The organism is Rufibacter glacialis, from assembly GCF_008271745.1.
Taxonomy (GTDB): domain Bacteria; phylum Bacteroidota; class Bacteroidia; order Cytophagales; family Hymenobacteraceae; genus Nibribacter; species Nibribacter glacialis.
On the sequence record NZ_VKKZ01000024.1, the window covers coordinates 248,028 to 268,138 of the forward strand.

At 52.1% G+C, this 20,111-nt stretch carries 19 protein-coding genes; 6 read left to right on the plus strand and 13 right to left on the minus strand.

Annotation, left to right across the window (positions count from 1 at the left end):
• Positions 1 to 480: 480 nt before the first annotated feature.
• Positions 481 to 2,577, minus strand: a complete 2,097-nt coding sequence (gene recG / locus FOE74_RS18795) for an ATP-dependent DNA helicase RecG (protein ID WP_149100173.1) — start codon at positions 2,575 to 2,577, stop codon at positions 481 to 483.
• Between the two features lie 489 nt (positions 2,578 to 3,066).
• Between recG and FOE74_RS18800 the strand changes: the two genes are divergently transcribed.
• The gene (locus FOE74_RS18800; RefSeq protein ID WP_149100174.1) at positions 3,067 to 4,143 is read left to right on the plus strand and encodes an FUSC family protein; all 1,077 of its coding nucleotides are present in this window, start codon (positions 3,067 to 3,069) and stop codon (positions 4,141 to 4,143) included.
• 199 nt (positions 4,144 to 4,342) lie between these two features.
• Here the strand turns inward: FOE74_RS18800 and uraH are convergent, their stop codons facing one another.
• The 7 genes from uraH to mutY all read right to left on the minus strand — a co-directional run bounded on the left by uraH (position 4,343) and on the right by mutY (position 10,089).
• On the minus strand, positions 4,343 to 4,750 hold the full coding sequence (gene uraH / locus FOE74_RS18805; RefSeq protein WP_149100175.1) for a hydroxyisourate hydrolase: 408 nt from the start codon (positions 4,748 to 4,750) through the stop codon (positions 4,343 to 4,345).
• Positions 4,751 to 4,766: 16 nt separating this feature from the next.
• On the minus strand, positions 4,767 to 5,309 hold the full coding sequence (locus FOE74_RS18810) for a heme-binding protein (protein WP_149100176.1): 543 nt from the start codon (positions 5,307 to 5,309) through the stop codon (positions 4,767 to 4,769).
• Between the two features lie 64 nt (positions 5,310 to 5,373).
• Complete coding sequence (locus FOE74_RS18815; protein WP_149100177.1) at positions 5,374 to 5,943, minus strand: Crp/Fnr family transcriptional regulator; 570 nt, start codon at positions 5,941 to 5,943, stop codon at positions 5,374 to 5,376.
• 567 nt (positions 5,944 to 6,510) lie between these two features.
• Positions 6,511 to 7,110 (minus strand): gliding motility lipoprotein GldD, encoded by a 600-nt coding sequence (gldD, locus tag FOE74_RS18820; RefSeq protein WP_149100178.1) that lies wholly within the window; start codon positions 7,108 to 7,110, stop codon positions 6,511 to 6,513.
• Entirely contained in the window at positions 7,097 to 8,458 is a 1,362-nt protein-coding gene (locus tag FOE74_RS18825) for a transporter associated domain-containing protein (RefSeq protein WP_225840887.1), read from the minus strand. The genes gldD and FOE74_RS18825 overlap by 14 nt, the downstream gene beginning before the upstream one ends.
• A 26-nt stretch (positions 8,459 to 8,484) precedes the next feature.
• The gene (locus FOE74_RS18830; protein WP_149100179.1) at positions 8,485 to 8,967 is read right to left on the minus strand and encodes a single-stranded DNA-binding protein; all 483 of its coding nucleotides are present in this window, start codon (positions 8,965 to 8,967) and stop codon (positions 8,485 to 8,487) included.
• Positions 8,968 to 9,012: 45 nt separating this feature from the next.
• Positions 9,013 to 10,089, minus strand: coding sequence for an A/G-specific adenine glycosylase (mutY, locus tag FOE74_RS18835; protein WP_149100180.1), 1,077 nt, complete (start codon positions 10,087 to 10,089; stop codon positions 9,013 to 9,015).
• Positions 10,090 to 10,277: 188 nt separating this feature from the next.
• Here mutY and FOE74_RS18840 point away from each other — a divergent pair, with 188 nt between their 5' ends.
• The 3 genes from FOE74_RS18840 to FOE74_RS18850 all read left to right on the plus strand — a co-directional run bounded on the left by FOE74_RS18840 (position 10,278) and on the right by FOE74_RS18850 (position 13,349).
• Entirely contained in the window at positions 10,278 to 10,583 is a 306-nt protein-coding gene (locus FOE74_RS18840) for an HU family DNA-binding protein (protein WP_149090371.1), read from the plus strand.
• Positions 10,584 to 10,636: 53 nt separating this feature from the next.
• Entirely contained in the window at positions 10,637 to 11,527 is an 891-nt protein-coding gene (locus FOE74_RS18845; protein ID WP_225840888.1) for a tetratricopeptide repeat protein, read from the plus strand.
• A gap of 217 nt (positions 11,528 to 11,744) precedes the next feature.
• The gene (locus tag FOE74_RS18850; RefSeq protein WP_149100181.1) at positions 11,745 to 13,349 is read left to right on the plus strand and encodes an Rne/Rng family ribonuclease; all 1,605 of its coding nucleotides are present in this window, start codon (positions 11,745 to 11,747) and stop codon (positions 13,347 to 13,349) included.
• A gap of 119 nt (positions 13,350 to 13,468) precedes the next feature.
• Here the strand turns inward: FOE74_RS18850 and FOE74_RS18855 are convergent, their stop codons facing one another.
• Positions 13,469 to 14,161: a porin family protein gene (locus FOE74_RS18855; protein ID WP_225840889.1), complete on the minus strand. Its 693-nt coding sequence runs from the start codon at positions 14,159 to 14,161 to the stop codon at positions 13,469 to 13,471.
• Between the two features lie 67 nt (positions 14,162 to 14,228).
• Between FOE74_RS18855 and gldB the strand changes: the two genes are divergently transcribed.
• Both gldB and FOE74_RS18865 read left to right on the plus strand, forming a co-directional pair.
• Entirely contained in the window at positions 14,229 to 15,224 is a 996-nt protein-coding gene (gldB, locus tag FOE74_RS18860; RefSeq protein ID WP_225840890.1) for a gliding motility lipoprotein GldB, read from the plus strand.
• Positions 15,225 to 15,292: 68 nt separating this feature from the next.
• On the plus strand, positions 15,293 to 16,495 hold the full coding sequence (locus tag FOE74_RS18865) for a glycosyltransferase family 4 protein (RefSeq protein ID WP_149100183.1): 1,203 nt from the start codon (positions 15,293 to 15,295) through the stop codon (positions 16,493 to 16,495).
• A 52-nt stretch (positions 16,496 to 16,547) separates the two neighbouring features.
• Here the strand turns inward: FOE74_RS18865 and FOE74_RS18870 are convergent, their stop codons facing one another.
• From FOE74_RS18870 to FOE74_RS18885, 4 genes are all read right to left on the minus strand, one after another.
• The gene (locus FOE74_RS18870; RefSeq protein WP_149100184.1) at positions 16,548 to 18,215 is read right to left on the minus strand and encodes a S41 family peptidase; all 1,668 of its coding nucleotides are present in this window, start codon (positions 18,213 to 18,215) and stop codon (positions 16,548 to 16,550) included.
• A 215-nt stretch (positions 18,216 to 18,430) separates the two neighbouring features.
• Positions 18,431 to 19,108 (minus strand): endonuclease III, encoded by a 678-nt coding sequence (gene nth, locus FOE74_RS18875; protein WP_149100185.1) that lies wholly within the window; start codon positions 19,106 to 19,108, stop codon positions 18,431 to 18,433.
• Positions 19,109 to 19,276: 168 nt separating this feature from the next.
• On the minus strand, positions 19,277 to 19,504 hold the full coding sequence (locus FOE74_RS18880) for an anti-sigma factor (RefSeq protein ID WP_149100186.1): 228 nt from the start codon (positions 19,502 to 19,504) through the stop codon (positions 19,277 to 19,279).
• A complete protein-coding gene (locus FOE74_RS18885; RefSeq protein WP_149100187.1) occupies positions 19,479 to 20,078 on the minus strand; it encodes an RNA polymerase sigma factor in 600 nt (199 codons plus the stop codon). Before FOE74_RS18885 ends, FOE74_RS18880 begins: the two co-directional genes overlap by 26 nt.
• Between the last annotated feature and the right edge of the window lie 33 nt (positions 20,079 to 20,111).

Here is a 20,111-nt window from a genome sequence, read left to right on the forward strand (position 1 = left end):
ACTTTAGCGAATTCATCCGAACCTAAGGTTAGTTAGTTCGTACACACCAAAGCTTGTCAAAATAGTGATAAGCTGATACAGAAGTAGGACACTAGAAGGCCAAGTTGTAATTTTTTAATAGAAGCTTAACCTTATGGTGATGATTGTTACTTGTTGCTTGACGTAAATTGCTTGAGAAAGCCTAAATCACATTTAATTAGTTTGTTTATGAAATTTATTTTTAAGGTGTTGGTCTTAGTGGGGATTATCTTAGTAGGGAAGTTTTTGAAAGAAGACACTTCTTCAGAAGTAGGAACAAACAGCCAGATCAAAACAGAAGACGCTTATTCTTTAAATAACCAGGAGAGGTACCCCTCCAATTCTCAGACCAAAAATTACTTAGTACCTACCACTAAAAAAGTTACCTCTGAAGAAACCTTTACTTACTCTTTCAATTAATCGCTCCTAAGAGCATACCTGTTAAAAGATTCAGACTCAGGTCTAGCTGATCCTGCTCCAGTTCACGGCGTTGTGGCTCAGTGACCGGATGTGCCGCAATAGGTTGGCATGTTCCGGAAGACTTAAGTCCGGGTCTTTTTCTATTATCTCCAGGGCCGCATGGCGGCTCTCTTTCAGGATCTTGGCGTCTTTGGCCAGATCAGCGATCAACAGATCCAACACCCCGCTCTGTTGGGTGCCCATCAAATCTCCCGGACCCCGCAGCTTCAAGTCAATGTCAGCGATCTCAAAGCCGTTGTTGGTGCGCACCATGGTCTCAATCCGGGTCTTGCCTTCTTTGCTGAGTTTGTAGCCCGTCATGAGAATACAGTAGCTCTGCTCTGCACCCCGGCCCACGCGGCCGCGCAACTGGTGCAGCTGGGCCAACCCAAACCGTTCTGAGTTCTCAATCACCATCACGCTGGCGTTAGGTACGTTCACTCCCACCTCAATCACGGTGGTGGCCACCATGATGTGCGTCTCGTGTTTCACGAAGCGCTGCATCTCAAAATCCTTGTCTTTGGGCTTCATCTTGCCGTGTACCATGCTCACCCGGTACTCAGGAAAAGCACGGGTCACGCTCTCGTAGCCATCCATGAGGTCTTTGTAGTCCAGACCTTCAGATTCCTCAATGAGCGGGTACACAATGTAGATCTGCCGGCCCAGCTTGATCTGCTCCCGTATGAACCCGAAGACTTTCAGGCGGTTGCTGTCATAGCGGTGCACGGTCACAATCTCTTTCCGGCCGGCGGGTAACTCATCAATCACCGAAACCTCCAGATCACCATAAAGGGTCATGGCCAGCGTGCGGGGTATTGGCGTGGCCGTCATGACCAGCACGTGCGGAATGATACGTGGGTTCTTCTGCCAGAGCTTAGAGCGCTGGGCCACGCCAAAACGGTGCTGTTCGTCCACAATGCAGAGGCCCAGGTTCTGGAACTGCACCTCGTCTTCCAGCAGGGCGTGGGTGCCCACAATCATCTTCATCTCGCCACTGCGCAATTGCTCATGTAATACCCGCCGGTCTGCCTTTTTAGTGGAGCCGGTGAGTTTGCCCAGCAAGATGCCCAGCTTGTCAGCGAACTGTTTCAGGCCCTGGTAATGCTGGTCGGCCAGGATCTCCGTGGGGGCCATGATGCAGGCCTGGGCCCCGTTGTCGGTGGCCAGGAGCATGGTCACGAACGCCACAATGGTCTTGCCGCTGCCCACGTCGCCCTGCAGGAGGCGGTTCATCTGTTGGCCGCTGGTCACATCCTGGTAGATCTCGCGCACCACGCGCTTTTGGGCCCCGGTGAGGTCAAAGGGCAGGTGGTTCTTGTAGAAATCCGTGAGGGTAGGGGTTTTGGAGAAGACCTGCCCGGCCAGTTCGGCTTTGCGTTTGGTGCGGGTGCGTAGCAGCTTGAGCTGGGTGTAGAACAATTCCTCAAACTTGAGTCGGAAACGGGCCGCCTGCAGGGTGTCCCAGTTACTGGGGAAGTGCACCTGCAGCATGGCCTCGCGCTTAGACACCATGCGGTAATGGTCAACCAGGTCTGGGGTCAGGGTCTCTGACAGGTGCGTAGGCGCTTGCTTGAGCAGGTCGGCCATCATCTTGCTGATGGCTTTGCTATCTACGCGGTGGTTCTTGAGTTTCTCAGAGGTATGGTAGACCGGCTGCAGAAAGCTCTGGCCTTGTTTTACCTCGGTGGCTTCTTCCAACTCTGGGTGCGCCATGTTGAATTTGCCGTTGAACAGGCTGGGCTTCCCGAAGGCGATGTACTCCTGATTTACCTTCAGTTGCACGTTGAGCCATTTCACGCCCTTGAACCATACCAGTTCCAATTCGCCGGAGGCATCGCGGATCACCACGGAAAGGCGCTGCTTCCGGCCTTCGCCTATGAGGTTCTTGTCCATGATGCGGCCCTTGATCTGCACGTACTGCATGTCCTCGGTGAGGTCTGCGATGGCGTGGAACTGGGTACGGTCCATGTACCGGAAGGGGTAGTGCTGGATCAGGTCGCCGTAGGTGAAGATGCCCAGCTCCGTCTGCAGCAGACCGGCGCGCTGGGGCCCCACCCCTTTCAGGAATTCAATCTTGGTATGGAAAAAGCCGGATGACACCTATTGGGGAAGCAACTCTGTTTTTAAGCTTGTTTTCTGGAAACAGGCCCAGAAACGCCAGCCAAGCCGCCCTGTAAAATTACAGAAAAGAAAGCAGGCAGACCAACCGCCCAGCCATTCAGTTTCAAAGGCGTTTTAGGGAAAGCAGGCAGGAAGTAGGTGCTGGGCATTTTCTTTATCTGGCTGCGAGGCGATTTAAGGGCGGTTTTCTGCAAAAGAACCCCTAAACGAAGAAGGTTGAATGGTTCATGCCTGGAGAGAAAGAACCAGGAGAAGGCACCGTGCGAATAATCCTCTATCGGTTACTAGGTGGTTCAGTAAGGGGTAGACGTTGTTTTTGGGGTATTTTTGCGAAAAGAAGCCGAAAGCTTGGGCCAAGCCATAGGGGCAACGGTTGCGTTTAAAGGAAGGAGAAAGGCGGGTGGGCGTGTTAAAAGGAAAGCGCCTGCCGTCGCCACAGTTTCATTAGGGGCAAAGGCAAAAGATACAATGGAAAACACGTCTTCTGGGTGGGTACGCCGCGAACTGAGATCTCTGGTAGAGCTGAAGGAAACGCAGCGCCTGTGGCATATTGCCCTATTGGCTGCGCTCTGCGTGGGCATTCCGCTATTGGTGGGGTATTATTTTGACGCTCTTCCGTACGGTATTTTGGCCTGCACCGGGGGGCTGGTGATCTTGTATCTGCCCCTTACCTCAGTGGCGCACCGCATGGTCACCTTGTTGGTGTGCTCCTTTGGGTTTATGGTTTCCTTCACCGTGGGCATCAGCTTTAGTTTCCATCCGGTTCTGTCTTCCGTGGTGCTGGGGCTGTTCGCGCTCACGGTGCATTGGGTGGTGAACTTCTTTTCGCTTCGGCCACCCGGAAACTTCTTTTTCATTATGGTGGCCACCATTGCCAGTTGTATGCCTTTTGAGCTGGAGACCATTCCCAGTCGGGTTGGTTTTGTGGGCTTGGGGACTATGCTGGCCTGCGGGCTGGCGTTTTTCTACAGCCTGTACATCACCCGCAAGCACCCGCCCCGCCGGCCAATAATCGTCAGGAAGAACACGTACACCAGTTTGTTTGAGGCCGTTATTATTGGGGTGTTTGTGGGAGGCTCCTTGCTGGTGGGGCATCTGTTGCCGGTAGACAACCCGTACTGGATTCCTATTTCCTGCGCCGCCGTCATGCAGGGCGTGAGCCTGCAGCATGTCTGGCAACGGAGCTTCCACCGCATTCTGGGTACGTTTCTGGGCATGGGGCTAGCCTGGGGATTGCTGTTGCTGAACCTGACGCCTTTGCGTGTATGCCTGAGCATTATGCTGTTGCAGTTCATCATTGAGATTCTGGTGGTGCGCAACTACGGGCTGGCTGTCGTCTTCATCACGCCCCTCACTATCTTACTGGCCGAGGCGGGAAGCGCCATGACTGCCCTACCTAACGCCTTGATCCTGGCCCGCATGCTGGATATTTTCATTGGAAGCATGATTGGTGCCCTGGGCGGTTGGTTCCTGCACCACGAGCAGCTTAGGACCAAAGCGGAGCGGCAGATCAGGAAGACAAGGGTAGGTTTCCTGCGGCGCTAGGGGCCTTGAAAGAAACAAGATTTTTTGGGGCAATGCTTCTTAGGCTTATCCCACGGTTTCACCCTGTTTCCCTAAAAGAAGCCTCAAAACTAGACACAAGCTACTGGCAGCCAGGGAAGGCGCGCGAGGCGTAGTTAAAACCCCTGCAACGCAAAGTAGGGCGGCGCAATTGCCGCCCTACTTTGTTTAAAAACTCTGCTTAATTTCCCCGGTACGTGGAGTAGCCGAAGGGCGAAAGCGTGATGGGCACGTGGTAATGGTTTTGGTCCTTGATTTGGAAAACCACCTCTATAAACGGATAGAAGCTTTCGGTCTTTTTGCTTTTGAAGTAGTCTGCCGTGAGAAACGTGAGCCGGTATATACCTTTCTCAGACTTCTTGTAGTCCAGGAAATCTTTGATGCGGCCATTCTCATCAGTGGTCTTGGAGTCAACCGCCGTCCAGGCTTTGGTCTTTTCATTAAGCTTCTCCAGGTTGACCTTCACGCCCGGAGCCGGTTGGCCGGTAGAAATGTCCAGGATGTGGCTAGACAACTGGTGGGTGGGGGTTTGCGCGAACCCGAAGGTGGTAATAGCGCAGAACAGAAGACTAAAGAAAATGCTTTTCATATGTTGGTTTTTATGGTTAACGGGTGGTGGTGTTTGCTTCGGGCAAGAGGGCTGCTCTGGCAATGGCGTCGTCTTGCTCAGGTCCGCCGCCGCCGGCAATGCCCAGGCCGCCAATGACTTTGCCCTCATGCCACAGCGGAATGCCGCCGCCTAGCAGCAGCAACTCCGGTAAATGGGCCAGGTTCTCCGTGTCGGGGTTGGTTTTGGCGTTTCGGCCCAGGGTGAGCGTAGCCGTTTTGGTGGAAAGGGCGGTATAGGCTTTCCGGCGGGCGGCTTCAGTGTTATGAGGACCCACGCCATCGCCGCGCGTGAGCAGAAGGACTTCGCCGGAGGCATCCACCACCGCCACTGATACCACCTTCTGCGTAGAAGCCGCTTTCGCCTGGGCGCGGCCCAGCATGTCAAGGGCGGCGGAAAGGGTGAGTTGGTGGGCCTCAGATACGAGAGGTGCCTTGGCTTCCGCTACGGGAACCGGGTGGCGGGAGGTACCCTTGGGAGAGGTGCCTTGGGCGAAGGTGAAAAGGGGAAAGAAAAGGAGGACGAAGAAGCTGTATCTCATGGTACTTTATTGGTGTAAAGCTACCCGAAGTACAAACCGGAAACATTGCCCCAGGGCAACATTTTCAGAGCTTGGCTTTTAACCGGCTCAGGGTAGAAGGGGAGAGCCCCAGATAAGAGGCCGCTATCTTGTTGGAAACCCGCAGCAGGAAATCAGGTTGATGTTGTATCACCCACTGAATCTTCTCCAGGGCATCAAAGCCCTGAAAGCCGTAGATCCGTTTCTGCGCCGTGATAAAGCCCAGTTCCAGGATCTGCCGGTAGATGAACGCGAACTGGGGAATGGTGTCTACCAATTGGTAAAAGTCTGCCCGGGAGATTTGCAGCAGGTCAGATTTCTCAATGGTCTGCATGTACTCAAAGGCGGGGGTATGCTCAATGAAGCTGGGCAAAGCGGTGCCAAAGCCTCCTTCAAAAGCGAAGAACCGCGAAGTCTCCAGCCCTTCTTTGTTGATGGTGTACATCCTGATGCAGCCTTTGTTGACGAAATAATAGTGCTGGCACGTTTGCCCGTACTGGAGCAGGAATTGGTTCCGCTTGGTTTTCAGGGGGCTGAAATGGGAACAGATGAACGCCAGGGTGGCTTCGTCTATGGTGGTCCTGGCCGTTAGATAGTCCCGTAGTAGCTGGTACATGGTTGGTGGGTAGGTGTTCTGTGTATGCCTGCTTTCAAATGTACGTGAGCCATGGGTGGAGGTCCAGCCACGAGGTGTCCTTTTCTCTGGTCGGAGTTTTCCTAGTTTACCCTTTGGCTTACCTGTCTTGATACGCCCAAAGTATTCCCTGTACCGGGGCCAACGCATTTTTGAGACTAGCCATAATGATGCCGGGGAGGTTGAGTTTGGCCGTTCATCATGTTGCTCGGGTATACCCTGCCGGCAGGGTAAAGGACTTTTCCAAGGCTCGTTTTGACCTGTAAAGAACGTTTTACGATAGGGGCCACAGATAACTGGTTCAAGGCTGGTTAGTTTAAGTATGGGTATTGGCTGGGGCGTTTGGGGCGTGGATTTTAAAAGTAAGACCTGAAACAACAACCTTGAAGTAGCCATCTAAGGGAAAGGGGTTATGGTAGGGCAGACTTGGTTGGCGTCAAACCACTAGGTGCAGGACCGGCGGCAGGGACATAAAAAAGCCGGCTAACCCTGCAGGGGGCTAGCCGGCTTTTTCAGTCTGGTTTGAGAAAAGTAGTCCCAGAACGGCTTCTACTTTACCTGCTGGGTCCAGTGCAGGGTGTTGAGAAGGTGCACCGCATCTTTCTTCAGGTATTCAATCACCGGGGCCAGGGAATCATTAGAGGTGGCCGTTCTGAAGTAAAGGGCTCCCCTAAAGAAATGCCTGGAACTGTCAGTGAGGTAGAACTGGAACTGGCTGGGTACTTCGCCCTCCAGTTCAAACACGCTGGCGGTGATGCCGGTGGGCGTCTTGATCTGGCTTTCCTCAATGGCGTAGGCCTTGATCTGGTGCCGGGAGGTCAGTTTGCGGGCATCCTCTACCAGGTCATTGAACATCTTGGGGTCCTGGTTGAAGTTCTTGTACGTGAGCTGGATGTTGGCTTTGAACCGGGGGTAATAGATGTCTATCCAGTGCGGTTCGGCTATGCGCGAAGAGTCTTTCAGTATCTTGGCGTACACAGAGTGCTCAAACGTATATGGGTGCCGCTCCTGCAGTTGCACATATTTCGCCTCTGGCAGGTCAATGCGGTTATAGCCTTTGGGTTTAGGGGTATAGTCTTCCGTGCAGCCAATCAAAAACAGGAAACCACACAGAAAGGCGGTGACCAACAAGGGATTATTCTTTTTCATTATGGGAGTGGGGCACTGCCTCGTGCACCCGTACTTGCTTTATTTTCTTACTGTCAGCGGCCTCTATCCGGAAGTGGTAAGGACCTAGCTGTATTTCTTCGCCCGGAAGCGGGATGCGAGCGAACAGCCGGAGCATCAAACCAGCCACCGACTCCACCTCGCCTCTTATTTCCTTGAGCAGCTCAGCCGGCGGGTCTACCACCTTGCAGAAGTCATGCAGAGAGGTGCGGCCTTCAAACAGGAACGTGTTCTCGTCCAGCTGCGTATAGTAGTGGTCTTCTTCTTCGTCCAGCTCATCATGGATTTCCCCTACTATCTCCTCAATCACGTCTTCTAAAGTGATAAGCCCGGTGGTGTCACCGTATTCGTTCACTACTATGGCCATGTGTACCCGCCGCTCCTGGAACTCGCGCAGCAGCTCATCTATCTTCTTCGTTTCCGGTACAAAGTACGGGGTTCTGATCAGGTTTTGCCAGACAAAGTCGGCGGGGGCGTTCAGGTAAGGCAGCAGGTCTTTCACGTATAAGACCCCGTCTATCTTGTCAAGGCCCTGGGTGTAGACCGGTATGCGGGAGTAGCCCCCCTGGTGGATCTGCTTGAGCAGGGCCGGGAACGGCATGCGGCGGTGCAGCCCGATGATGTCTGCCCGCGCCCGCATGATTTGCTTGACCGTGATGGAACTGAAGTTTACAATGGCCTTCAGCAGCCCTTTTTCCTGGGGAGAGGCGGGCTCCAAAGGAGCCTGGTCCAGCGAATGGGACAGTTCCTCTGAGGCCGAGGGAGCGCCAAACGCTACCCGGGTGCGGCCCACCAGGTGCTGTACCGGCAAGATCAAAGCCACAAACGGCCGGGCAAGCGCCTGGGTCAGGTGCAGCACGGGCAGCAGCACGAGAGAGGTTGTTTTCTCCTGTTTGCGCCTTGCCCACTGAATGAGGCCCAGGCGCAGCACCAGCAATAGCGTGGTCACGCCTAAAGTGTAGGCAATGGTGATGGCCCAGAAGGAAGCGGTGGGTGGAACAAGCCGGTCCAGTAGCCAGAAGCCGGTAAGGCCCAGCAGCACCTGGAGGGTGGCCGCCAGAAAGGCACCACCAATTACCATCTTCTCTGGGCTTTCAAAGATAGAAAGCGGGGGCAATGGGGTTCTCTGTCTGGAAGTGGTGGGGTAGGTGCTGTTGCCTAATACCTGTTGAAAAGCGGCCAGCGCCGCTGCTAGGAGCAGGATGCCGCCAAAGAGCAGCACAAATAAGGCAGTGGGCAGAACCCAAGATGCCTCAGGGCCAGTTGAAAGGGATAAAGTTAAGAGAGAGCCCCAACTGGAGGGCTCTCCTAATGATGGTATACTTTCCAAAACGTGAAGTTTGGTTCAACAATAAGTTAGAAGGGCAGATCGTCGGGCTCTTCTTCATAGGCAACCGGCTTAGCCGCACCGCCTTTGCTTTGGCTGGCGGCGGCATTGCTGTTGCTGGCGCTACCAGAAGAAGCCTCGTTGCCGTAATTGCCACTGCCCGCCTGGGCACCGCCCTCAGGACGGCCACCCAACATGGTCATGTTGTCCGCCACAATCTCGGTGCTATAGCGTTGCACACCGTCTTTGTCTTGGTAGCTGTTGGTTCTGATTCTGCCTTCAATATACACAGACTGGCCTTTTTTGACGTATTTCTCAGCCACCTCTGCCAGCCCCCGCCAGACCACAATGTTGTGCCACTCGGTGCGTTCCTGACGTTCGCCGTTCTTGTCTTTGAACGTCTCTGACGTAGCCAACGGGAAACGGGCCACCGCCACGCCGCCTTCTAAGTGCCGCACCTCTGGGTCTTTGCCAAGGTTGCCAATTAGGATAACTTTATTAATACTCGCCATAGATTAAAATCTGTAGGGTTGGATTTGCTTTAGCTTATAAAAATATTAAAAAAAATACTCATTTAAAAATGAATGGATCAAAATCGGCTTAGGAAGTTCTTCTATTTCAGAAATAGAATATAGCTGCAAGCCAATAGATTCTTCTGTTTCTTTCCTTAAACGGATAGGAAGCGAAATCAGATAAAATTGGGCGGAAATTTTCTGGTGGCTTAAGACGTGCTTGTACACCTTCCCGGTGCTGTGGAGCGGGATAGGCGGTACCCCAAGGGCGGTGGCCACCTGGTCCTGAAAAACGTCCGGGTCTGGGTGCAGCGTGTCTGTTTCTACCGTGAAAAAGTCATAGAGCCCTTGCCAGATATCGTTACCGGGTCGCTTTTTAAGATAAATTTTGTCATCGTGCTGCAGCACCAGGTAGTGGAGAAAGCGCTGGCGGCTGCTTTTGGCTTTCTCTTTCACCGGCAACACATTCACCAGCCCGTGCTGAAACGCGAAACACTCCTGCTGCAACGGGCAGAACAGGCAGTCTGGCGCCACCGGGGTGCACTGGATTGCCCCAAATTCCATGATGGCCTGGTTGAAGGTGTCTGGGTGGTCCGTGGGGATCTGGCTATTGGCTAGTTCCTCAAACACCTTCTTGCTGGCCGGGGCGGCGATGTTCTCGTGGCGCCCAAACACCCGGGCCAGCACCCGGTACACGTTTCCGTCCAGCACCGCCACGGGTTCACGGTAGGCAAAGGAAGCAATAGCCGCGGCGGTATAGGAGCCAACGCCCTGCAGTTGCAGCAGACCCGCATAATTCCCCGGAAACTCCCCGTTGAAGTCAGTTACTACCTGTTTGGCCGTGAAATGCAGGTTACGGGCCCGCGAGTAATACCCCAAGCCTTGCCATAGGCGCAATACTTCATCTTCCGGTGCGTTTGCTAAGTCGTGTACCGTAGGGAACCGCTCCAGGAACTTCAGGTAATATGGAAGTCCCTGACGCACCCGCGTTTGCTGCAGGATTATCTCTGAAAGCCAGATGGCATAGGGGTCTGTAGTGTCACGCCAGGGCAGCGGGCGGCGGTGGCGTTGGTACCAGGCAAGAAGGGCATTACTGAAGAACGTGGGGGTGGAAGTGGCCATGGAAAGGCTTTAACATATTGGTATGCTGCTGGTAGGCAATGCGAAGGCCAGCAGATTTTTGCAGAAATAGTTTTATTTTGTGAAAAGGCCGGCTACCTTTGTGCCCCGATTTCAGGGTGCTGCAACCGGCAGTAAACGTTTGTACAAACATATTCATCTTTACTTAATTACCTTTAAAGTTTAAACAAGTGACTAAAGCAGAAGTTATATCAGAAATTGCGGATAAGACAGGGATTGAAAAATCTGATGTTGCGGCCACAGTAGAAGCGTTCTTCAAAGTGGTGAAAGATTCCATGGCCGATGGTAATAACATTTACGTGCGTGGCTTTGGAAGCTTTGTGAACAAGAAGCGCGCGAAGAAAGTAGCCCGCAATATTTCTAAAAACACCTCTATCATCATTGACGAGCACTTCATCCCTTCCTTTAAGCCGTCAAAAACCTTTGTTGCGAAGATCAAAAACAGCAAAAAGATCAAAGAACCGGTAGTTTCTTAGTACCTTTGCAGCCTTAATCATTTGTTTCATAAGAATTTCCGGAGTTCAAGCGTATGTCAAAAGGTCGTGTAGCCCTCATTCTTTCTGCCGTGGTGCTGGCTGTTTTGATGGCGTTGTTGCCGAAAGTCATTATCAACAAAGACAAGAAAGGCGAGTTTGCCGCTAACGGAGCCGCTGCCCCTGCCGCCCAGCCTGACCATGACCCCAACCATGAGGGCCATGAAGATCATGCGACAGAGACAAAACCGGCTGCTCCCGCAGATGCCCACGTAATGGCTACGCCCGCCCAATTGAAGGAGATCGCTGATTTGCGCATCAAGTTCAACCAGGCAGGGGCTGGACAGGGCAAAAGCAAGTTGGCAGAAGAGCTGGCCGTGAAATACGCGGCTATTGCCAAGCATGACAGCGCCGGTTATTTCTATGAGCAGGTAGCCCAGGTGAGACCAGGCGAGAAAAGCTTCCAGAAGGCGGCGGATGAGTATTTTGAGGCATTCACCTTTGCCGCTACCCAGGAACGTTCACAGGAACTGGGGGCCAAGGCACAGGGGCTTTATGAGCAAGTGCTGAAGAATAACCCCACCAACCTGGAGGCCAAGACCAACCTGGCTATGACCTATATCTCCAGCAGCACGCCTATGAAGGGTGTTACCTTGCTACGCGAAGTAATTGCCGCTGACCCTAAAAACGAGAAGGCCTTGTTCAACATGGGGCTGCTGTCTATCCAGTCAACTCAGTATGAGAAGGCGGTAGACCGTTTCAGGGAGTTGCTGGCGGTGAACCCTAATCACATAGAAGGCACCTTTTACCTGGGGGTGGCGTTAGCAGAGACAGGCAAGAAGGTGGAGGCCCAGAAATCTTTCATGAAAGTGAAAGAGATCAGCAAAAACCCAGAAGTGCAGGCCTCCGTTGACAGTTACCTGGAAAAGCTGAAAAGCGCCAATTAAAACAGAGTCAAAACATTTTTCACTTATAAAAAAACCATACTATGCCTTGCGGTAAGAAAAGAAAAAGACATAAGATCGCTACTCACAAAAGAAAGAAGCGTCTTCGTAAGAATAGACATAAGAAAAAATAAGGCCTAGCCTTTGATTCTGAAAGCCCACATTACCACCTTAGGTAATGCTGGGCTTTGGTATATTCTTCCACCTAACATCTAATACATTGAGTAACGAATTAATCATTAATTCTACTCAAGATGGAGAACGAATAGCCCTTCTGCAGGACAAGCGACTAGTAGAGTATCACTTCGACCGGAATGATACGAACTACTCCGTAGGAGACATTTTCCTGGGAACCGTGAAGAAAGTGATGCCGGGTCTGAACGCTGCGTTCATTGACATTGGCTACACCAAAGACGCGTTCCTGCACTACCATGATTTAGGAGAGAACATCAAGACTCTCAATAAATACGTGAAGACGGTGCAGACCCAGAAGAATACTTCTGCCCAGCTGACCCCTGTGAAGTTTGAGCCCGAAATAGACAAGCTGGGCAAGATGGCAGATGTCCTGAAAAAAGGGCAGCAGATCTTGGTCCAGATTGTAAAAGAGCCAATATCTACCAAGGGGCCCCGGCTTTCTTGTGAGATTTCCCTGGCCGGCCGGTACCTGGTGCTTGTGCCCTTCTCTAACACGGTAAGCGTGTCAAAGAAGATCGTGAGCAAAGAGGAACGCACACGTCTGAAACGCCTTATTTCTTCCATTAAACCGGAGAACTTTGGCGTGATCATCCGTACCGTGGCCGAAGGCCGCGAAGTGGCGGAGTTAGACAAAGACCTGCGCACCATGCTGACTACCTGGGAAGAAGGCATTGCTACGTTACGCACCGCTAAGGAGCGTGACAAAGTGATTGGGGAGCTAGGACGCTCCTCCTCCATGTTGAGAGACATTTTAAATGAAAGTTTTGACAACATCGTGGTGGATGACGCCAAGTTGTATGACGAGATCAAAACTTACATTGAGACCATTGCCCCAGACAAGCTGAAGATCCTGAAGCATTACTCGGGCAAGGTGAAGACCTTTGAACACTTTAACATTGAAAAGCAGCTGAAATCCCTTTTTGGGAAGACAGTGAGCATCCCCGGCGGGGGGTACCTGGTGATTGAACACACAGAGGCCCTGCACGTGGTAGATGTGAACAGCGGGAACAAATCCAACTCCGAAACGGACCAGGAAGCCACCGCGCTGAATGTGAATCTAACCGCGGCAAAAGAGGTAGCGCGTCAGCTGCGCCTCCGGGACCTGGGCGGAATCATTGTAGTAGATTTCATTGACATGAAGTCTGCCGAAAACCGGCAACGAGTGCAGGATGTGGTGAAGGAGGAAATGAAGAAAGACCGGTCTAAGTACACGGTGTTGCCCATCTCCAAGTTCGGCCTCATGCAGATCACCCGCCAGCGCGTACGGCCTGAGCAGAACATTGTAACCGGTGAGGTATGCCCTACCTGCGGAGGCAGCGGCAAGATATCCGCCAGCATTCTGGTAACCGATGAGATAGATCAGACCATTGAAGATCTGCTCACGCGCCAGAATCAAAAGAACATTACCCTGTACGTGCATCCGTTCTTGCACGCGTACTACACCAAAGGTATCCTCTCCAAACAGCGGAGATGGTTCCTGAAGCACTTCAAGCGGGTGAACGTGATGAAAGATACGGCGCTCGCCCTCACAGAATTCAAAGTGATGGATGAACACGGCGACGAAATTGAGCTGAAATCAGCGTATACTGAAGTAAATGGGTTACAAGACCGCGCAGTAGAAACAGAGTAAACCGTTTCCATTGCCAGCGATATAAAAGAAAAGCCCCCGTTGTGAAACAACGGGGGCTTTTTCGTGGAATGGGTTTTGGGTTTCAGGCCTTGTTCCAAAGAAACGGGCCTGAAACAGGGCTAGAACTTGATCCCGAAGTCAAGGGCGAACGAGCTGCTTTTCAGTTCTACCTTGTTGTCATTGAAGATACCGGAGTAGTGGTCGTCGTCCACGTCAGTAAGTCCGCGGTGGTAAGAGAGTCCGCCAAACAGCTTGGTGCTTTCCCCTAGGGCCCATTCTGCCCCGGCGCCCAACACGGCCCCAACCTCAAAGGTGTTGAACCGTTTGGTGAATTTGTCTCCTTCGCTGTCCACTTTCTTGTCGTTCACCTTGGCGGCCAGCATGGTGTTCAAAGAGCCCCCGGCCTGGAAATACAGGCGGGTGTCTGGGGCTACCTCATTGGTGAAAAGCTTCAAAGAAACCGGGATCTCCAGGTACTGGAGGCTGATGTCATCTGAGCCTTTCATCTGCGTGGTTCCTGTGCCACCGGCAGTAGGAATAGTGTAGTCATATGCTACCTCGCCCCCCTTGCCGTTATAGATAAGGCCAGAGCTGAAGGCGTAATTCGCCCCAAAGAAATAATCAGCAATGATGCCCATGCCAAATCCGGCGTCGGCGCCTTTGTTCTTGAAGTTGTACTGGTCTTTGGCAATGGTGCGGGTAGAGTTGATGGAGGGCGATACTTTCACCCCGATCTCTATTTGTGCAGTTGCTTTCTGAGAGCAGAACAGAAGGGCGGCCAAGACTAAGACCAAGGGTGTAAAACGAATCATCTTCATGAGGTAAGAGGGTATTAAGATTTAGTACGTTAAATTTGCTTAAAGATAAAGGAAGAAAAGGATGCGAGCCTACTTATTGCTGCTGTTTACTGTGTTGTTGTGTATTGGTTGTACAAAAAAAGAAACATGTGAAATTCCAGATGAGGTAGCCAGTCTTCCGGTAGACGTGAAAATAGACCGCCTGGAAGACCAGTTCTTCCAGATAAAGACCCTTCCAGAAATGCAGGCTTTCCTGCAGCAGCACCCTATGTTGCGCGACAAGTACCTGTTGCGTGACCGCTACCCCTCCCTAGACCATATGGCCCAGAACCTGCTGCGCCTGGCCACCGACACCAGCATCCATAAACTGGCGCGCCAAAGCAAGGAGCAGTTCGGTGACTTGAAAGACGTGGAGCAGGAACTGGAGACCGGCCTGAAATTCGTCAAGCATTATTATCCTTCGTTCCATATTCCGCAGGTGCAGACCTTTATCTCAGGCCTGAGCCGCGACCTGCTGGTGAGCGACAGCTTGATTGTGCTGGGGTTGGACTTCTTTATAGGCAAGAAGGCTGCTTTCCGGCCCCAGGCGCCCCAGTACATTCTGGAACGCTATGAGAAAGAGAACCTGGTGCCGTCTGTCATGCTGCTGGTTTCCAACAAGTTCAACAAGACCGACTTCGTGAACAAGCACATGCTGGATGAGATGATAGATTACGGCAAGTCTTACTATTTCACCCAGAAAATGCTACCCTGTACCCCAGACTCCTTGATTATCTGGTACTCTGGCCAGGAGCTGGCCGATGTGAAACACAACGAGGGGAAGATCTGGGCCCATTTCATTGAGAAAGGCCTGCTCTATGAAACCAGCCAGTTCATCATCAGGAAATACATTGGCGAGCGGCCCAACGTGCCTGAGATCAGTGCGCGTTGCCCTGGCCGGGTGGGGACCTGGGTGGGCTGGCAGATTGTACGCTCCTACATGGAGAACAACCCAGAGGTGACCCTGCAGCAGCTCATGGAGGAAAAAGACGCCCGCAAGATCCTGGACAGGTCTAAGTACAAGCCGCAGAAAAAGTAACCCTTTTGGTTTAGGGGCTGTTTTCACCAAAGCAGCCCCTAAACGTTTCCCTTCGTTTTCGCTAAGGCATGCACATTGCGCTGTTTCACCAGTACCACCACAACCCAGACTGCCCCGCCACGTGCCGGCATTACACGTTCATGGCAGAACTGGTGAAACGGCATAAGATTACGCTGATTACCTCCAATGCCTGGGAAAGCAAGCGCCTTACGCAATTATATGACTGGGTGCCGCCGGGGGTGGAACTTATCTCCATTAAGGCGCCCTATTCCAATTCCATGGGCGTGGTGCAGCGACTGCGGGCGTTTGGCTCGTTCGCTACGCATGCTTTGGTGAAAGGCCTGAAAATGCCTAAGCCAGATGTGATTTGGGGCGTTTCTACGCCCTTGACTACGGCCTGGGCCGCCGCGCAGGTGGCGAAGATCAGAAGAGTGCCCTGGGTGTTTGAGGTGCAGGATCTTTGGCCGTCTTTCCCCATCCAGATGGGCGCGGTGCCTTCAGCTTTCGCGCAACGCCAGTTGTACAGCCTGGAGCAGTCGTTGTACCGGCAAGCTGCGCACATTATTCCGCTGTCTACTGACATGGAGCAATACATTCTGGAAAAGGGCATTGCACCCCAGAAAATCACCACCCTGGAGAACGGCACGGAGATCCCCACGGCTTCCATGCCCTTGCGGCAGCAGGAAGCGCTTCGGGAAAAACTGGGCCTTCAGGGGAAACAGGTGGTGCTGTATGCCGGTACCTATGGCCGGGCGAATGATATGCCCATGTTGTTGAAAGCGGCGGCGTTGCTGCAAGACCAGGAGCAGATTTGCTTTGTCTTCACGGGCCAGGGTTTTGAGGCTCCTTTGCTGGAAGAAGCCGCTAAACGGCAGAAGAATATCAGGCTGCTTCCGCCGTTGCCGCGCCCTGACGTGCTGGCGCTTTTCTCCCTGGCGTCTGTGTCTGTGGTGTCATTTATTGACTTACCTGTGCTGAAAGCCAATTCCCCCGGAAAGCTATTTGATAGCCTGGCCATGGGTACTCCGGTAGTAGTCACGAACGCCGGCTGGACGAAGAACCTGGTGGAGACGCATGGCTGCGGTTGGTATGTGCCCGCCGGCGATGCCTCTGCTTTGGCCCATTCTTTGAAAAAAACCCTAGGAAACGAGCCGGAGCTGGCAGGGATGCGCGAAAGAGCTGCCCAGGAAGCCCGTTCAAAGTTTGACCGCCTGCAGATGGTACCCGTTTTAGAGGAGATTTTTGAGAAAGTGGCCCAGAAAAATGCCTGAACCCTCTGGTCTTCTTGGGTAACGCTGCTACCTCTTAGGTAACGCAAGCAACCTACTTACCGGAGGTGATGAATTGGATGGCTCTCTGGAGGACTTCATCTTCCCCTCTCTGCATACCGGCAATGGTGGGCTTTACCTCTATGTCTGGCACAATTCCGATGCGCTGCGTTTCTCGCCCATCTGGGTAATACACACCTAATCCTGACATGCTGGCTTTATAGCCTCCCGGAAAAGGAATATACACAATATTGCCGTCTGCACCGGCCGTTTGGCTACCCATGATGGTGACATTTGGGGCAGTCTGTAGGTTCATGGCTGAGAATTCCCCGGCGCTCATGGTGCCCTCGTTCACCAGTACTACCACTTTCCCCTGGTAGTGATTTTTGTTGTTCTTGCTGCCAGATTTCCAGGGGTAGTTGGGCCTGAAAACGCCCGGGTAAGAAAGGTCTGGATACGTCATGAGCGCGTAATGCGACCGCTCTGGTTTAAGGTAGGCTGCTACCGCATGGGTGATGGGCGTGGGGTATTCCCGGAGGTCCACCACAAGGCCCTTTGAGTGCAGAACTTCTTTCATGGCAGTGCTCACATCCTTGGCCACCAGATTGCCCATATGAAGGTATCCCACCTCTGCATTGAGCATTCGCCAGGGTTTTCCTTTTGCCGTTACACTATCTGGTTTGTACCCGAACCTGGCAAATTGGTGCCTTTGTATTTCTTTGGTTTGTTCAGTGCCATCTTTCTCAAAAGTAACCTGCAGGGAAGGGGTGTGGCCAGTAAACAGCACGGCGTGGACACGGCTTAATTTATAGGAGTAGTTAGAACCAGAGATGTATTTGAGGTTAGGCTTTAAAACCTCTTCTATGGGTTTGCCTTCAATCTTGGTGATCACGTCTCCTAGTTGAACGCCATCAGATTTCGCAAACCTCTCATGGTAGAAGCCTGTCACCAGCGCTTTCCCCTCCACAATCTTAAACTGGAAGGGCACATGGTAGTACCCAAAATACTGATACGTGTATTTGGTGCCGAAGAAATTATGCCCATCATGGATCCGGTTACTCAGTTCCAGCAGGGCCATTTGGTAGTCTACCGGCTTTGCCGCGTCCCTGAACTTGGGGATCATATCTGCCAGTACATGGTCCCAACTCTCACCTATGGCATATTTGTAAGGGAAAAAATAGTTGATGATGTTCCAGTACCGAAACAGAGCCACCAAACGGTATTCCTCTGCAGGCAGATCTGGTAAATCTTCATACAGCTTCTCGTTGGGGAAATAGGCCTGGGTTTTAAAAAACTTGTAACGGCGCTGGACATAATAATTTCTGCCCTGCGCACGGTTCTGCCTGATGTAATCTAATTGCTGAGAAAAGGTTGGGGTGAACGTGGTTGAGTCATGTATCCACTCAAATGTAATATTCCGCAGGAGGCTGTCAGGGAGGTTGTTGTCACAGCTGCCGCATCTTTTTACTTTCCCCAGTGAGGTTAGCCAGCCGGCATAAAGGTGACTTAGTTCTTGCCGGGTTCGGGCTTGCTTGACTGCTAGGATTTTGGCCATCAGCTCCGCATCCCAGTCGCGTTTGCCTTTGGCCACTTCTGGATGGTAATACTTCAGAAACCCCCAGACCTTGGCAAGGCTCTCCAGCTTCTGGTTTTCAGTGAAGGTGGGTTGGGCAAAGACGGTGAGGGTGGAAAAGCATAACAAAAAGAGCAGAAGCTTTTTCATGGAAAGCAGGGGAAGGAAGCGTTCATAAACTTGTAAAGGGTTTACAAGTGTTTGCTCCTGGCTAACGTTAGAATGTAAGAATTTTATATAGGATATATAATATTTTATAGATTTGCCTCTCCGCCTCCCTTGCCACGAGGAATACAGCTTTGCTCTCAGCTTTTACCCAAGAGTTAAAGCTTCCTTTTCACCAAAACAGCCTGAAAACAGTAACCTTACCCCAACTTGTTCTGCGGGTCATCTGGCTTGTTGGGCCAGTTCTTCTGGTAGTAGGCGCAGAAGTGGGTGAGCGGGCAACGCTCGCACTGGGGCGTGCGGGCCAGACAGATGTAGCGGCCGTGCAGAATAAGCCAGTGGTGTGCCTTGGGCACCAGGTCTACGGGAATGTGCTGAAGCAACTCTTTTTCCACCTCCAGCGGGGTTCTGGCCTTGGAACTTACCAAACCCAACCGTTTAGAGACCCTGAACACGTGCGTATCCACAGCCATGGCGGGCATGTTGAAGATTACCGAGGCAATCACGTTGGCGGTCTTGCGGCCCACACCGGGCAACAGCTGCAATTCTTCTATGGAAGAGGGCACCTCACCGGCAAACCGGTCAGCCAGCATGCGGCCCAGGCCTGCCAGGTGCTTGGCTTTGTTGTTGGGGTAAGAGATGCTTTTGATATAAGGGAAAATCTCCTCAGGCGTGGCAGTGGCTAAAACCTCCGGGGTAGGGTACACCTCAAACAAGCCAGGGGTGACCAGGTTCACCCGTTTGTCGGTGCACTGGGCACTCAAGACCACCGCTACCAACAGCTCATACGGGTTGCGGTAATCAAGTTCCGTCTCGGCCTCAGGGAAATTCTGGGTGAAATAAGAGATTAAATGGCGGTACCGCTCTGGTTTGCGCATAGTGTGTTCATTCTTTCTGCCGGTAAAGGTACGGCTTTGGTAAGAGGAAGTCTACTGGGTTTCTAGGAGAGCTTTAACGGGTGCCTGCGGGCCTGCCGGAACGATGCAGAAACAGAAAGCGCCAATCATGTGCATGACTGGCGCTTTCTGGTAAGGTCTAATAAAAGACTACTGTAAACTTAAACTTTTGGAGTAACTAATGATGGCATTGGTTACCCGCTCGCTTGGTTGGGTGAGCGCTTCCTCCAAGCTTAGCTGGGTGAGGAGCAAATCAGCACAGCATTCGGCCAGTTCCTGGTCTACCATCAAGGCTTCTTCCAGGGCTAGGCGTTGCTTTTTAGGCAGTTCGTTGTAAAGATACTGTACTAGATCATGTTGAGTAAAGGTTTTGGTCATAGGCTGTTTTATCATTGGACATTTTTTTACGCAGGTTAATTAACGCGTATCTCATTCTGCCCAAAGCCGTGTTGATGCTCACACCGGTAGCCTCTGCGATCTCCTGGAAACTCATGTCAGCGTAGTGGCGCATGATGAGCACCTCTTTCTGCGCGGCCGGCAACTGCTGGATCAGGTCTCGCAGGCGGGCATGGGTTTCCTCTTTGATCCGGATGGATTCCACTGATTCTTCAGAGAAGCTCAAGGTGTTAAACACATTGCTGCCGTCTTCCAACGTAATCATTGGGCTCCGTTTCTCCCGGCGGAAGTAATCAATAGCCAAATTATGGGCGATACGGCAGATCCAGGATGAAAATTTGCCTTCTTCGTTGTAACGACCGCTCTTCATGGTATGGATAGCCTTCACAAACGTCTCCTGCAACAGGTCTTCAGCGGTGTAGGTATCTTTTACTATAAGCAGAATAGTGGTATAAACCTTGCTTTTATGGCGGTTTACCAGTTCCTCAAATGCGCTCTCGTTACCAGCGATATACGACGTGACTAACGCCGAATCATTTAGCTGTACTGTATTCATCTAAATCTACAATTAAAGTAACGTAGAGGTTTA

Coding starts and splice junctions, on each gene's coding strand:
- FOE74_RS18800 (WP_149100174.1), top strand. CDS start 3,067: ATGGAAAACACGTCTTCTGGGTGGGTACGCCGCGAACTGAGATCTCTG.
- uraH (WP_149100175.1), bottom strand. CDS start 4,750: ATGAAAAGCATTTTCTTTAGTCTTCTGTTCTGCGCTATTACCACCTTC.
- FOE74_RS18810 (WP_149100176.1), bottom strand. CDS start 5,309: ATGAGATACAGCTTCTTCGTCCTCCTTTTCTTTCCCCTTTTCACCTTC.
- FOE74_RS18815 (WP_149100177.1), bottom strand. CDS start 5,943: ATGTACCAGCTACTACGGGACTATCTAACGGCCAGGACCACCATAGAC.
- gldD (WP_149100178.1), bottom strand. CDS start 7,110: ATGAAAAAGAATAATCCCTTGTTGGTCACCGCCTTTCTGTGTGGTTTC.
- FOE74_RS18830 (WP_149100179.1), bottom strand. CDS start 8,967: ATGGCGAGTATTAATAAAGTTATCCTAATTGGCAACCTTGGCAAAGAC.
- mutY (WP_149100180.1), bottom strand. CDS start 10,089: ATGGCCACTTCCACCCCCACGTTCTTCAGTAATGCCCTTCTTGCCTGG.
- FOE74_RS18845 (WP_225840888.1), top strand. CDS start 10,637: ATGTCAAAAGGTCGTGTAGCCCTCATTCTTTCTGCCGTGGTGCTGGCT.
- FOE74_RS18855 (WP_225840889.1), bottom strand. CDS start 14,161: ATGATTCGTTTTACACCCTTGGTCTTAGTCTTGGCCGCCCTTCTGTTC.
- gldB (WP_225840890.1), top strand. CDS start 14,229: ATGCGAGCCTACTTATTGCTGCTGTTTACTGTGTTGTTGTGTATTGGT.
- FOE74_RS18865 (WP_149100183.1), top strand. CDS start 15,293: ATGCACATTGCGCTGTTTCACCAGTACCACCACAACCCAGACTGCCCC.
- FOE74_RS18870 (WP_149100184.1), bottom strand. CDS start 18,215: ATGAAAAAGCTTCTGCTCTTTTTGTTATGCTTTTCCACCCTCACCGTC.
- nth (WP_149100185.1), bottom strand. CDS start 19,108: ATGCGCAAACCAGAGCGGTACCGCCATTTAATCTCTTATTTCACCCAG.
- FOE74_RS18880 (WP_149100186.1), bottom strand. CDS start 19,504: ATGACCAAAACCTTTACTCAACATGATCTAGTACAGTATCTTTACAAC.
- FOE74_RS18885 (WP_149100187.1), bottom strand. CDS start 20,078: ATGAATACAGTACAGCTAAATGATTCGGCGTTAGTCACGTCGTATATC.